At 46.8% G+C, this 13,751-nt stretch carries 10 protein-coding genes; 8 read left to right on the top strand and 2 right to left on the bottom strand.

The window, feature by feature from the left end:
• Window positions 1-3 precede the first annotated feature (3 nt).
• The 4 genes from OI18_RS05510 to OI18_RS05495 all read left to right on the top strand — a co-directional run bounded on the left by OI18_RS05510 (window position 4) and on the right by OI18_RS05495 (window position 3,496).
• Window positions 4-1,110: an ABC transporter permease gene (locus OI18_RS05510; protein ID WP_039137856.1), complete on the top strand. Its 1,107-nt coding sequence runs from the start codon at window positions 4-6 to the stop codon at window positions 1,108-1,110.
• Window positions 1,107-2,225, top strand: coding sequence for an ABC transporter permease (locus OI18_RS05505; RefSeq protein ID WP_039137855.1), 1,119 nt, complete (start codon window positions 1,107-1,109; stop codon window positions 2,223-2,225). The genes OI18_RS05510 and OI18_RS05505 overlap by 4 nt, the downstream gene beginning before the upstream one ends.
• 101 nt (window positions 2,226-2,326) lie before the next feature.
• Window positions 2,327-2,614, top strand: a complete 288-nt coding sequence (locus OI18_RS05500) for a hypothetical protein (RefSeq protein ID WP_152616736.1) — start codon at window positions 2,327-2,329, stop codon at window positions 2,612-2,614.
• A gap of 276 nt (window positions 2,615-2,890) precedes the next feature.
• Window positions 2,891-3,496, top strand: a complete 606-nt coding sequence (locus tag OI18_RS05495; RefSeq protein WP_039137852.1) for a YciE/YciF ferroxidase family protein — start codon at window positions 2,891-2,893, stop codon at window positions 3,494-3,496.
• A 43-nt stretch (window positions 3,497-3,539) separates the two neighbouring features.
• On the opposite strand, the gene OI18_RS05490 is transcribed toward OI18_RS05495, so the two are convergent.
• Entirely contained in the window at window positions 3,540-3,956 is a 417-nt protein-coding gene (locus OI18_RS05490; RefSeq protein ID WP_072038957.1) for a response regulator, read from the bottom strand.
• Window positions 3,957-4,074: 118 nt separating this feature from the next.
• Between OI18_RS05490 and OI18_RS05485 the strand changes: the two genes are divergently transcribed.
• Together OI18_RS05485 and OI18_RS05480 are read left to right on the top strand one after the other, a co-directional pair.
• Complete coding sequence (locus OI18_RS05485) at window positions 4,075-10,200, top strand: HAMP domain-containing protein (RefSeq protein WP_039137850.1); 6,126 nt, start codon at window positions 4,075-4,077, stop codon at window positions 10,198-10,200.
• A gap of 5 nt (window positions 10,201-10,205) precedes the next feature.
• Window positions 10,206-11,483: a sensor histidine kinase gene (locus OI18_RS05480; protein WP_072038962.1), complete on the top strand. Its 1,278-nt coding sequence runs from the start codon at window positions 10,206-10,208 to the stop codon at window positions 11,481-11,483.
• Window position 11,484: 1 nt separating this feature from the next.
• Here OI18_RS05480 and OI18_RS05475 read toward each other — a convergent pair whose 3' ends face one another.
• Entirely contained in the window at window positions 11,485-12,033 is a 549-nt protein-coding gene (locus tag OI18_RS05475) for an HPP family protein (RefSeq protein WP_052272890.1), read from the bottom strand.
• Window positions 12,034-12,122: 89 nt separating this feature from the next.
• On the opposite strand from OI18_RS05475, the gene OI18_RS05470 reads away from it, so the two are divergent.
• Window positions 12,123-12,719, top strand: coding sequence for a hypothetical protein (locus tag OI18_RS05470; protein WP_039137849.1), 597 nt, complete (start codon window positions 12,123-12,125; stop codon window positions 12,717-12,719).
• Window positions 12,720-12,959: 240 nt separating this feature from the next.
• Complete coding sequence (locus OI18_RS05465; protein ID WP_039137848.1) at window positions 12,960-13,715, top strand: murein L,D-transpeptidase catalytic domain family protein; 756 nt, start codon at window positions 12,960-12,962, stop codon at window positions 13,713-13,715.
• The last annotated feature ends 36 nt before the right edge of the window (window positions 13,716-13,751 follow it).

Here is a 13,751-nt window from a genome sequence, read left to right as displayed (position 1 = left end):
CAAATGAAACAGTTTCTGGCCTTTGTACGAAAAGAGTTTGCGCATGTGATCCGCGACCGGAAAACCCTGCTGATCCTGTTTGGAATGCCGGTGGTGCAGATCCTGATCTTTGGATTCGCACTTACCAACGAAGTAAAGAACACCAGCATCCTGATCGTAGATCATGCGAAAGATGTTGCCTCACAGCAACTCATTACCAAGATCGAAGCCAGTCAATATTTTGAAGTGCAAAGATCCATATTGTCACCGCACGAGATCAACAAGGCTTTCCAGGAGGGTGTTGTAAAAGTTGCTGTGGTATTTCCCGTCGGATTCAACGAAAGCCTTAAACATGAAAACAGTGCCAGTGTGCAGTTGCTCGCTGATGCTTCGGATCCTAATACGGCGACCACCCTAACCAATTACCTGGGCGCGATAGTCGAAGATTTTCAATCAGCCAATAACGAACTAAATGGAACACCGTATAACATTTCGACCGAAACAAGAATGCTTTATAATCCGCAGCTGCAGGGCGCTCACAATTTCGTACCCGGAGTAATGGCATTAGTGCTTATGCTCGTATGTGTAATGATGACGGCAGTGTCTATAGTCCGCGAAAAAGAAACCGGCACCATGGAGATCCTGCTGGTATCCCCATTCAAACCCCTGCTGGTAATAGTCTCCAAGGCTGTCCCCTATTTGTTGCTATCCCTGATCAATGTTATTTCGATCCTGCTGCTCAGTGTGTTTGTTCTTGACCTGCCGGTTAAGGGAAGCATAATACTCCTGTTTGCAGAAAGTATCCTGTTCATAATCACCTGCCTGACTATGGGAATTTTTATCTCTGTCAAAACAAGTTCTCAACAGGTTGCTATGCTCATTTCGCTCATGGGCATGTTGTTGCCGACAATTCTTTTCAGCGGCTTCATGTTTCCTATTGAAAATATGCCGGTGGCATTGCAGATTTTTTCAAACGTGGTACCGGCAAAATGGTTTTATATCATCGTCAAATCGATCATGATCAAAGGAATGGGATTCGGCGGCATCTGGAAAGAAAGCCTGATCCTTTGCCTGATCACGCTGTTCCTGCTTGTCGTTAGTTTGAAAAGCTTTAAAATCAGGTTGTCATGAGAACTATCAGATTCCTGTTACAGAAAGAATTCCGGCAGATCTTCCGGAACAAATCAATCCTCGCCATGGTAATGGTTATGCCGATAGTTCAATTGTTGATTTTACCATTGGCGGCGGATTATGAAATCAAAAATATCAACCTCGCCGTTGTTGACGAAGACCGCAGCCCCTATTCACAGAAGCTCATCTCCAAGATCACTTCTTCCGGCTACTTCCGCCTAACTGGTTTTGAAAACAATTACAATGAAGCATTCAGGCTGATCGAACAGGAAAAAGCTGACATCGTGCTGCAGATCCCACCGCATTTTGAAAGCACCCTGGTCCGCGAAAACAAGTCTGCGTTGTTCGTGGCTGTGAATGCGATCAATGGCACAAAGGCTAGCCTGGGCGGCAGTTACCTGTCGGCCATTATCCGGAATTTCAATGGTGAAATCCGTGTTCAGCTGATGCAGCCGGGCAGGTTCAGCCGGGTGGAACAGGTTGAAACGCCAACCCGGTTCTGGTTCAATCCCTTTTTGAACTACCACATGTACATGGTGCCCGGAATCCTTGCTATACTCGTAACCATGATCGGAGGCTTCCTGTCCGCCCTGAACATTGTAAAGGAAAAAGAAGTTGGAACCATTGAACAGATAAATGTTACGCCGATCCATAAACATCATTTCATCCTCGGAAAACTCATCCCTTTCTGGGTGCTGGGCAATATTGTGTTCATCATAGGTCTTGGCGTATCTTGGCTGGTTTACGGAATAGTTCCGCAAGGCAATATAGCATTGCTGTTTGCCTTTGTAGCCGTTTACCTGCTTGCCGTACTTGGACTGGGCCTTTTGGTATCGACACTTTGCGAAACCCAGCAACAGGCAATGTTTATTATGTTCTTTTTCATGATGGTGTTTATCCTTATGGGTGGACTATTTACTTCAGTTGACAGCATGCCCGACTGGGCACGTGTCATTGTCAGGTTCAACCCGGTTAGTTACCTGATTGACGTCATGAGAATGGTGATACTGAAGGGCAGCAACTTCGGTGACGTCCGCCAGAAAATGATCATAATAGCTGGATTTGCGATAGTCCTGAACACACTCGCTATCCTGAATTACAGGAAGCGGGCGTAACTAGTTTGTTTCCTTTTTTCCCCATATCGAAGTATACCGGAAGCCGGTTATACTCCTGCGGGCTGGTATTGTTTTTTTGCCGGTTATTGAAAACATCAGGTATGAAAACAATATGGAACAGGGCAATCCTATATGGTATAATTTCATCAATGGCTTTGTTTGCCTTTAACCTTACGCTTCGTGCACAGGAAAAAGTAGAGATCGACAGCCAGGAAGTAGGCAATTTCTTCCAACGCAATTGGATGTGGATTACAGGTGGAGTTGTGCTCCTGGTACTGATCCTGCTGTTTAGCAGAGGCGGCGGAAAGAATCGGCGTGTAACCACAACTGTTGTTAAAGATGACCTCGGAAATGTAAAGACGGTCAAGACTACAGACATCCGCGAATAACCGGTTCACTCGCCTGTCTCATCACTCGACGCATCAACAGGTTTCGATTGCGGGGAACCGATCTGGCGCAAACTGCTCTTGCGATGCGTGATAGGCAATCATGATTTATCTGGTCTATAACTCCTGTTACATGCCATGTGCCTGTCCTTTGCCCCGAAAATCTCATTCCTTTACCCGCATGGGGGAATTGTGGAAGAAACTTTACAGAACGCGTGCGTAGGGCGCGATGAGATCGCACTGGTACATCCTTTGTAAAAATTCTGGAAAAAGAATATTATGGCAACTAAAACAACAGGTACAAAGTCAACAGGCCAGAAAAGTGCGTCGGCTTCAAAGTCTGCCGCCTCCAAAAAAAAACCGGAGAGCAGTAATGGTCAGCTTGAAGAATTTTTCACTGAACAGCTGAAAGATATCTACTGGGCAGAAAAGGCGTTACTGAAAGCACTTCCGAAAATGCAGAAAGCAGCAACAAGTGAGGAGCTTCAATCAGCCATTGAAGAACATACTACTCAGACTGAAAAACACGTTTCAAGACTTGAGCAGGTATTTGAACTTCTCGCATTGAAACCAGCTGCAAAAAAATGCGAAGCAATGGAAGGATTGATCGCTGAAGGCGAATCGATCGTGGAAGAAACAGAAGACGGAAGTATGACAAGAGATGCAGCCATTATCATGGCCGCGCAGAAGATCGAACACTATGAAATCGCCACTTATGGCGGATTGAAGCAGCTTGCGATGACAATGGGGCTTAATGATGCAGCCGATCTGATCGACCAAACTCTACAGGAAGAAAAAGAAACAGATGAAGGCTTGACTGAAATAGCAGAAAATAATATCAACTGGGAAGCAGAACAGGAAGGCAGCAGTGACGAAGAAGCATAGAAAGTGACTACAGATCAGCCGGAGTTTGCGCTCCGGTTGATTTTTAATTTTCACTTTTGAAAAATGATATCATGTATTTTGCCACTTCAGCGAAAGTGGCTACATCATTAGGCTTGACAATGTAATCAGATGCACCTACAGAAAGGCAGTCTGCCCTGAATACCGGTGACTTCGAGGTACTCCATACAATTTTAGGAATGCTGAGATATCTGTCATGGTCTTTAAGGATCTTCAGAATTTCCGCTCCGTTAAGCACCGGAAGATTATAATCCAGGACGATCAGGTCGGGCAAATTTCCGTCTTCAAGCTCTTCCAGGAAGCTGAGCAGGTTTCTTCCGTTACTGACGGCTTTAAAACGATAGGAGTGGTCAATGGAATGAAGGGCTTCTTTCAGGAAGTCCTGGTCATCTTCATCATCTTCACCCAACAATATAAATCTGGATGTATTAATTAAGGGCATTAAAGGGTTGGTTTCCACAATAGACGGTTTCACTTACGGTAATCGCTAAGGTAATAATTTGCCAATTACTGGCAAGGTATATGCTTTTATTCCAAGGTTTAAACCCCATCCCTTATACATGAATACCCGAAAAAAGAGCGTTAATGAGGCTCCGGCTGAGAATCCCGTTACTCAGGCCGATAGCACTACTGTGCAGAAACGTTCACGCACCAATCATAAACCGAAAGCAGAATCGGGGAAAATTTTACCCGAAGACGGAATTGAAATCGACTTGTTGAAAGTTCTCACTGAAGTAAAAAATGGAAATTTTCGCATCCGGATGCCGTTCGACAGGATTGGCGTTGACGGAAAGATCTGCGACACCGTGAATGAAATCATTACGCTCAATGAGATCCTCATGGAGGAGCTGAACATTGCACGGAACACGATCGGCCGCCAGGGTAAGCTGGCCCACCGTGTAGAGCTGCCAAGATCAGCCCGTGGCTCCTGGAGTGATGGAGTCGATTCTATAAATGCACTCATCTCCGACCTTGTACATCCTACTATTGAAATAGCACATGTAATCAGTTCTGTGGCGAAGGGAAATCTTTCGCAGGATATGCCGCTACAGATCGGTGATCACCTGTTGCAGGGTGAATTTGCCCGTATTGCCAAAGAAGTGAATGACATGGTGAAACAGCTTAACCTGTTTTCCATGGAAGTTACCCGTGTGGCGCGTGAAGTGGGTTCAGAAGGAAAGCTTGGCGGCCAGGCGAAAGTGAAGGGTGTTGCCGGGGTATGGAAAGACCTTACAGATTCGGTGAACCAGATGGCCGGTAACCTGACAGCGCAGGTGCGGAATATCGCTGAAGTGACTACCGCGGTTGCGAAAGGTGACCTCTCCAAAAAAATTACGGTTGATGTTCAGGGTGAGATCCTTGAACTTAAGAACACCATTAACACGATGGTTGACCAGCTCAACTCCTTTTCAAGTGAAGTAACGCGTGTGGCGCGTGAAGTAGGTACTGAGGGGAAACTGGGCGGACAGGCAGAGGTGCAGGGTGTTGCAGGAACCTGGAAAGACCTTACGGATTCAGTAAACCAGATGGCCTCGAACCTGACAGGCCAGGTGCGGAACATTGCCCAGGTGACAACGGCGGTTGCGCGGGGTGACTTGTCCAGGAAGATCACAGTGGATGTTAAAGGAGAAATCCTGGAATTGAAGAATACGATCAATACAATGGTGGACCAGCTGAACTCCTTCTCTGCGGAAGTGACGCGTGTTGCCCGGGAGGTGGGATCGGAAGGAAAACTGGGTGGACAGGCGACAGTAAAGGGAGTTGGTGGTGTATGGAAAGACCTTACTGAATCGGTAAACCAGATGGCATCGAACCTGACTGCCCAGGTACGAAACATCGCAGACGTAACCACTGCCGTGGCCAATGGTGACCTGTCTAAAAAAATTACGGTTGATGTTCAGGGTGAGATCCTTGAACTGAAAAATACGATCAATACGATGGTGGACCAGTTGAACTCCTTCGCTTCCGAAGTGACCCGGGTGGCACTTGAAGTGGGTACGGAGGGAAAACTCGGTGGCCAGGCCAAAGTACAGGGTGTAGGTGGTACCTGGAAAGACCTTACCGACTCGGTGAACCAGATGGGTTCAAACCTGACAGCACAGGTGCGGAACATCGCTGAAGTCACCACTGCTGTAGCCAATGGTGACCTGTCCAAGAAAATTACGGTTGATGTTGCGGGTGAGATCCTTGAATTGAAGAAGACCATCAACACGATGGTGGACCAGCTCAACTCATTCGCATCGGAAGTGACCCGTGTGGCACTTGAAGTGGGTACGGAAGGAAAACTTGGCGGACAGGCAAAAGTGCAGGGAGTGGGTGGAACCTGGAAGGACCTTACAGAATCGGTAAACCAGATGGGTTCCAACCTGACAGGCCAGGTACGTAATATCGCCGAGGTGACAACCGCAGTGGCGAAAGGAGACCTTTCCCGGAAGATCACGGTGGATGTGAAAGGAGAAATCCTGGAGTTGAAAAACACCATCAACACGATGGTGGACCAGCTCAACTCTTTCGGATCAGAAGTGTTCCGTGTGGCCCGTGAGGTAGGATCAGAAGGTAAGCTGGGTGGCCAGGCTGATGTACCAGGTGTGGAAGGACTCTGGAAAGACCTTACCGACTCCGTAAACAAGATGGGTTACAACCTTACATCGCAGGTGCGGAACATCGCGGAAGTAACCACAGCGGTTGCGAACGGTGACCTTTCGCGGAAGATCGAGGTGGATGTAAAAGGCGAGATCCTTGAGCTGAAGAATACGATCAACACGATGGTGGAACAACTGCGCGCCTTTGCGTCGGAAGTAACACGTGTTGCCCGGGAAGTAGGTACGGAAGGTAAGCTTGGTGGGCAGGCGCACGTACCCGGGGTTGGTGGAACCTGGAAAGACCTTACCGACTCAGTTAACCAGATGGCGGGCAACCTTACCGACCAGGTTCGGAATATTGCCGACGTAGCCGTTGCGGTGGCCAAAGGAGACATGTCGAGAAAGATCACGGTGGATGTACGCGGAGAGATCCTCCAGCTGAAAGAAACGCTGAATACGATGGTGGACCAGCTTCGTGCCTTCGCATCGGAAGTGACCCGTGTAGCGCGGGAAGTGGGTACGGACGGTAAGCTCGGTGGACAGGCATTCGTTCCTGGTGTTGCGGGAATCTGGAAAGACCTTACCGACTCTGTTAACCAAATGACCGGTAACCTGACCTCGCAGGTGCGAAACATTGCGGAAGTGACAAAGGCGGTGGCATCAGGTGACCTTTCCAAGAAAGTAACAATCGATGTAAAAGGTGAGATCTTCGATCTTAAGAATACCATCAACACGATGGTGGACCAGCTGAACTCATTCGCCTTCGAAGTAACGCGTGTGGCGCGTGAAGTGGGAACTGAAGGTAAACTTGGCGGACAATCGGAAGTACAGGGTGTTGCGGGAACCTGGAAGGACCTTACCGACTCAGTAAATATGATGGCCTCCAACCTTACCAACCAGGTGCGTGGAATCGCAAAAGTAGTTACCGCAGTGGCAACTGGTAACCTGAAACAGAAACTTTCCATCGTATCACGCGGAGAGGTTGCCCAACTAACGGATACGATAAACGAAATGATCGATACGCTTGCGCTATTTGCAGACCAGGTAACCACGGTTGCCCGGGAAGTGGGTGTGGAAGGACGACTCGGGGGACAGGCAAGTGTACCGGGTGCATCCGGGATCTGGAAGAACCTTACAGAAAACGTGAACCAGCTGGCAGAAAACCTTACGACCCAGGTGCGCGCAATCTCTGCGGTTGCCTCGGCGGTAACAAAAGGTGACCTTACCCAGATGATCCGCGTGGAGGCGAAAGGTGAAGTGGAAGAATTGAAGGATACTATCAACCAGATGATTGCGAACCTGAAACAAACCACGCTCCGTAACCAGGAGCAGGACTGGCTGAAGTCGAACCTGGCAAAATTCACACAGATGCTGCAGGGCCAGAAGGACCTGAAGACGGTTACACGACGGATCCTTTCAGAGCTTGCCCAGGTGGTGAACGCCCAAAAAGGAATGTTCTATATTCTCGAACAGGATGAAAACCTGCAAAACAAGAAGCTGAAACTCTTTGCTTCATACGCATTTGAAAACGAAGTTTCCATTACCAGGGAATTTTCGCTTGGTGAGGGACTTGTGGGACAGGTAGCGCTTGAGAGGGAAAGAATCCTGCTAACAAATGTGCCGAAGGAATACGCGAAAATCGGCTCGGGGCTTGGTGAAGCTACGCCTGTGAGCCTGATCGTTCTGCCTGTATTGTTCGAAAAAGAGATCAAGGCAGTAATTGAGCTGGCCACATTCGACACGTTCAACGAGACGCATCTCGACTTCCTCAGCCAGCTTACTGAAAGTATCGGGATTGTACTGAATACGATCGAAGCCAACTCACGTACAGAAGATTTGCTTCAGCAGTCACAATCGCTCACCGACGAGCTTCGGAGAACGAACGAAGAGCTGCAGGATAAGGCACACCTGCTCGTAAAGCAAAAAGATGAAGTAGAAGGTAAGAATAAGGAGGTTGAGGAAGCAAGGCTTTCGCTTGAAGAAAAAGCCGAGCAGTTACAGCTTACTTCCAAATACAAATCAGAGTTTTTGGCAAACATGTCGCACGAGTTGCGTACTCCGTTGAACTCACTGCTAATACTTGCACAACAGCTCTATGAAAACCACGAAGGAAACCTGAGTGAAAAGCAGGTACGCTATGCGAAGACGATCCACAGCTGTGGCGATGACCTCATTCAGCTCATCAATGACATTCTCGACCTGTCGAAGATCGAATCCGGTTATATTTCTACCGACTTCGTAAATGTCACCTTCAATGAGATCGCAGCATTCGTTGAAACGACATTCAAGCACGTTTCTGAAAGTAAGAACCTCCGGTTCTCCATGGAAAAGGATGATAACCTGCCGGAACTGTTTGAGACTGACCTGCAGCGCCTCAACCAGATCCTGAAAAACCTGCTGTCGAATGCGTTCAAGTTTACTGAAAAGGGTGAAGTTCGCTTCAGGATCTATGAGGCGAAACACAATTGGAAACAGCAGAATAGCAACCTTGACAATGCCGAAAACGTTGTGGCGTTTGAAATTAAGGACACCGGTATCGGTATTTCAAAGGATAAACAAAGCATAATTTTTGAAGCCTTCCAGCAAGCGGAAGGATCTACAAGCCGGAAATATGGTGGCACCGGGCTTGGACTGTCGATCAGCCGCGGTCTTGCGGATTTGCTAGGCGGCTCCATTGAACTGGAAAGTGAGGCGGGTATTGGAAGCACTTTCACTCTCTTCCTTCCCATGGATACTTCAACGGCAATACTTAGAAGGGAGAAGCCGGCTGTAAGGCAGATCAGTGAATACAAGCTTGCTGAAATGGTTGACGACGATGTTACCATTCAGTCAGTCCCCACAATTAAAGTTTCCGACCAGAAAGAGCTCGAGGCTCTTAATGAGATCATCAATGAAGTTGGTGATGACAGGAACAATATTACGGCCACCGACAAGGTGATACTGGTGATAGAAGATGACGTACGCTTTGCAAAGATCATGATGGAAAAGGCCCACGAAAATGACCTTAAAGTTGTAGTGGCCACACATTTTTCTGACGTTTTCGAACTGGCAAACAAATACAACCCGGTAGCCGTGACGCTTGACGTAAAACTTCCGGATGCGAGCGGCTGGCGGATCCTGGACCTGTTCAAAAATGATATCAACTTCCGGCATATCCCGGTGCACCTTATTTCAGGTGAAGAGAACAGGGTACTCGCGATGCAACGCGGGGCCAGGAGCTTCCATATGAAGCCGATGAAAACCGAGGCGCTGTCCATTCTGTTCGGTGACATCATGGAATTCTCAGACCGGAGGATCAAACAGCTTCTGATTGTAGAAGATAATGAAACAGAATCAGCGCAACTTGCCGGGTTTCTGAAAAATGATGATATCATCAACATTGAAATTGCAAACACCGGAGGCGAAGCACTTGAAATGCTTGGAAGGAAATCGTACGATTGCATAGTAGTGGACTACATGCTTCCTGACATTGCGGGAATGGAATTTGTGGTGGAAGCACATTCCACCAAAAAGCTGAGCATGACGCCACTGATAATTTACTCAGCAAAAGACTTTACCCCAAAGGAAAAGACTAAGTTGAAGCATTATGCGAACAGGATATTGTTGAAGGATGTAAACTCACTTGATGTGCTACTTGAGGAAATTGTGAGCATGCTTCACATCAAGCATAAGGACCTGACTCCGGAAAAGAGAGTGATTATAGAAGAATTCCGTTCAAGAAAAGATGTGCTTGCCAATAAGACTGTGCTTGTGGTTGACGACGATGTCCGGAACCTGTTTGCACTAACCACAACGTTTGAACGTTATAATATCAATACCATTACGGCGGAAAGTGGCAGGGAGGCCATGAATATCCTCAGTGAGAATAACCAGGTGGATATGGTCTTAATGGACATCATGATGCCTGAAATGGATGGTTATGAGACCACCCAGAAAATCAGGCGTGAACACAAAAACAGCCTGATGCCGATTATAGCAGTTACGGCTAAGGCCATGAAGGGCGACCGGGAAAAGTGCATTGAAGCAGGCGCATCGGACTATATTACCAAACCCCTGAAAATAGATCAGCTCCTTTCGCTGATGCGTGTATGGATGTACAAATAATGATGATGGAACATTTCAAAGAGACCGATTTGAACAACTCTGAAATCAAGATCCTGGTAGTAGATGACAGGGAAGATAACCTCTTCTCCATAGAAACTATCCTGGAACTGGGTCACTATAACATAGTTAAGGCTACGTCCGGACGTGCAGCGCTAAAGATCCTGCTGAAGGAGCAGGACTTCTCGCTCATACTTATGGATGTACAGATGCCCGACATGAGTGGTTATGAAACTGCTGCGCTGATATATGAACGGGAAAAGCTGAAGGACATTCCCATTATTTTCATCACTGCCCACAACTATGGCGAAGACCATGTGTTCAAGGGGTACCGCATCGGGGCGGTGGACTATATCTATAAGCCTATCAATCCCGACCTGCTGAGGGCTAAGGTTGATGTGTTTGTAGAATTATACCGGAAGAATCAAACACTCATATCGCACGAAAGAAGGTTACTGGCGATCAATAATGATCTGCAGAAGGAGATCAATGATCGTAAGGTTTCAGAAGAAAAAGTCAGATCACTGAATGAGCAGCTGCTTGAAAACAACATCTACCTGAAAGCCATGAACGAAGATCTTGACCGGTATGCATATGTAGCGTCACATGATTTGCAGGAGCCGCTGAGGAAGATCATGATCTTCAGCGACAAGATACTCAGCAAAAGGATTGAAGATGATGAGATCAATACCTATCTGACTAAGATTGTGAATTCCTCGAAACGAATGCAGACGCTAATCGAGGATGTACTTCGTTTCTCCCGGCACAACACCCAGCCGGCCGATTTCTCACGGATCGATCTCAACGTACTCATGCGTGATGTGCTCCACGAACTGGATTTTGAAATAGAGAAAACCAGGCCAGTCATCAATATCAATCCCCTTCCGGAAATCTGGGGCATACCAGTGCTGATTCATCAACTATTCCTTAATCTGCTCAGCAATGCAATAAAATTCAGCAATAAAAGAGAAGAGCCTCTCATCCAGGTGAGTTCAATGATGATCACTCCCGATTCAAACGGCAATTTCCGGAACAAAGTGCCCACCGTCCGTTATCACCAGATTAGTATCACGGATAACGGGATCGGTTTTGATGCTTCCTATTCGGATGAGATCTTCCGCGTATTCAAAAGGCTTCACAGCTATCATGAATACACCGGTACTGGAATCGGCCTCTCCATCTGCAAGAAGATTGTGGAGCAGCATGATGGTTTTATCAGTGCCGAAGGCAGGCTGAATGAGGGTGCGACCTTTACCATTGAACTGCCGGAAAAAAAATTCAACTGATTTACTTTCTATATGGGTAATTCCTGTGCTTCGGAATATTGTTGACCGCAAGTGCAACGAGGAGCAATATCAGGACTCCGCTTAACACCGGAAAGAACACATAACCGAATCCAAGCTGTTTTATCTTTTCCGAACCGATATTGGCTATAAGGGCAGTTGCGCCACCGGGAGGATGCATTGATTTGGTCATCTGCATGGATACTATGGCGAGGGAAACTGAAAGTGATGCAGACAACCAGGGCATCCCGGGAAATAATTTCTGAATAATGACTCCCATTACTGCAGAAACGAAATGCCCCAACACCAGGTTACGCGGCTGGGCAAGCGGGCTGTTCGTAGCCCCGAATACCAGTACTGCCGACGCCCCGAATGAACCGATGAGGAAGACATTATCCTCCCTGCCAAAATTGGTGTGCTGAATCAGGCCAACGGCACCTATTCCCACAAATGCACCTATGAACGTCCACAGGTGATCGATTGGTTCCACTATCGTTTGTCGATACACTACATACCTGGCTATCCGGTAGGTCCGTTTAATACGTTTCTTCATTGGCCCCGCAAAGATAAGGCCCGACAATAATCCGGCATTTGGGACGTTAAAAAACTTTGATTATGTTGCGCGCTTAACCCCCATCCGTTATGAAAAAGATCTTACTGGCTGCTTCCCTGTTACTTACCACTGCATTTGCAGGTGCACAAACTTTTTTACATGGTATAGGTACAGGCTTCTCCGTTACTACAATGAAAACTGCAGAAACTGCGGTATTTGGAACACTTATGTACAATCCTCGATTTACATTGACTGAAACAGAAAGTTCATCGCTTACTATCGGTTTGCCTCTGACCTTAGGATTCGCAGGAGAATATTCCTACTCAAGTTATTATGGTGAACAGAGCGACATCAGGTATGTATTGAATGCTCCGCTGATTCTGAACATGAACTGGGGTGCCGGGTCTTCAAAAATTACCGAAGATCGTTTCGGCTTTTTTATCGGCGGTGGATTCGGAATAAATACGGGTAGTTTTGTATTGGAAGAAACAGTCATTGATGCGGGTTATGAATACATTTCCTATGAAAAACAGAATGTTACCACGTATGGCCCCGCCGCTAATGCGGGCGTTCGTTTTGGAGTAGGAAACAAAACCAAAAACATTGAAGTCCTTCTCTCCTATATGAAAGGCATAAACGACCACAAGCCAAACTCCTATGCCTTGCAGGCAGTTTTTAACTTTTAAAGACCAAAAAATTTGTTATTTTGAGTAAGATGAATTGTTGAGGACTCAGGAAGATATTTTAATGCCTGATTTGGATTTCCAACCTACTCTGGCAGGGTTTATGCGCATCAGGCGCATCCAATAGACAGAAAGACCCTGCGAATCCGTACCCTATTATTACCTTTCTGCCAACTGTTCTTTCCGGAATTTCGTCTTTGGAGCGAATTCAGTATTTCCTAATGCTAAACCAGCTTGTCGTAAATGAGTTACAAAGCAAAATTCACCTGGATTGTAGCTGTATTGGCAACGTTTCAAACCATTACAGGATTTTCCTTTCCGGGAACAGCCCTTCCGAACAGCAATAAGGTGTCTGCTTCTGTGGCAGCAATTGCCATTACTCCACTTTCGGTGATTGCGGATGAAACTGCGGTAAGTTCCTGGTATAATATGCTTCATCTCGATTCCCTGGGTATGGATCAACGTGTTTTTGCCCAGGCTGTCAAAGGCTGGAATAAACTTCGCAGCCATAACAGGATAAGCCGCGAGAACATACTTACGATAGCAGATTTCAGTCAGCCAAGTATTAATAAACGTTTATATGTGATCGATCTGGATGCCGGGCGCGTGTTGTACCATACGTATGTTGCGCATGGCCGCAATACCGGAAAGGATAAGGCTCTGTCTTATTCAAACAGGATGTCTTCCTACAAAAGCAGTCCGGGTTTTTACCTTACATCAACAACTTATAACGGAAGTAATGGCTATTCACTCCGGCTCACAGGTCTTGAAAAAGGCATCAATGACAATGCGCAGCGTCGGGCGATTGTAATGCATGGCGCAGACTATGTGAATGAATCTTACATCAGCAGCCAGGGATATATTGGAAGAAGCCAGGGTTGTCCGGCCATTCCGCTCGAGCTCACCATGCCGGTTATCAATACCATCAAAGACGGCAGCTGCCTGTTTATTTACACAGCTTCTCCCTCATATACAAGTCGTTCAACTTTGTTAAGATAGAATCAGGTTAATTATCTTTGACCGATTAACTGATTT

Origin of the sequence: Flavihumibacter solisilvae (assembly GCF_000814475.1) — a bacterium.
GTDB lineage: Bacteria > Bacteroidota > Bacteroidia > Chitinophagales > Chitinophagaceae > Flavihumibacter > Flavihumibacter solisilvae.
The sequence above is the reverse complement of the archived record's forward strand: the minus strand, read 5'-3'. Positions and strand labels throughout refer to the sequence as shown.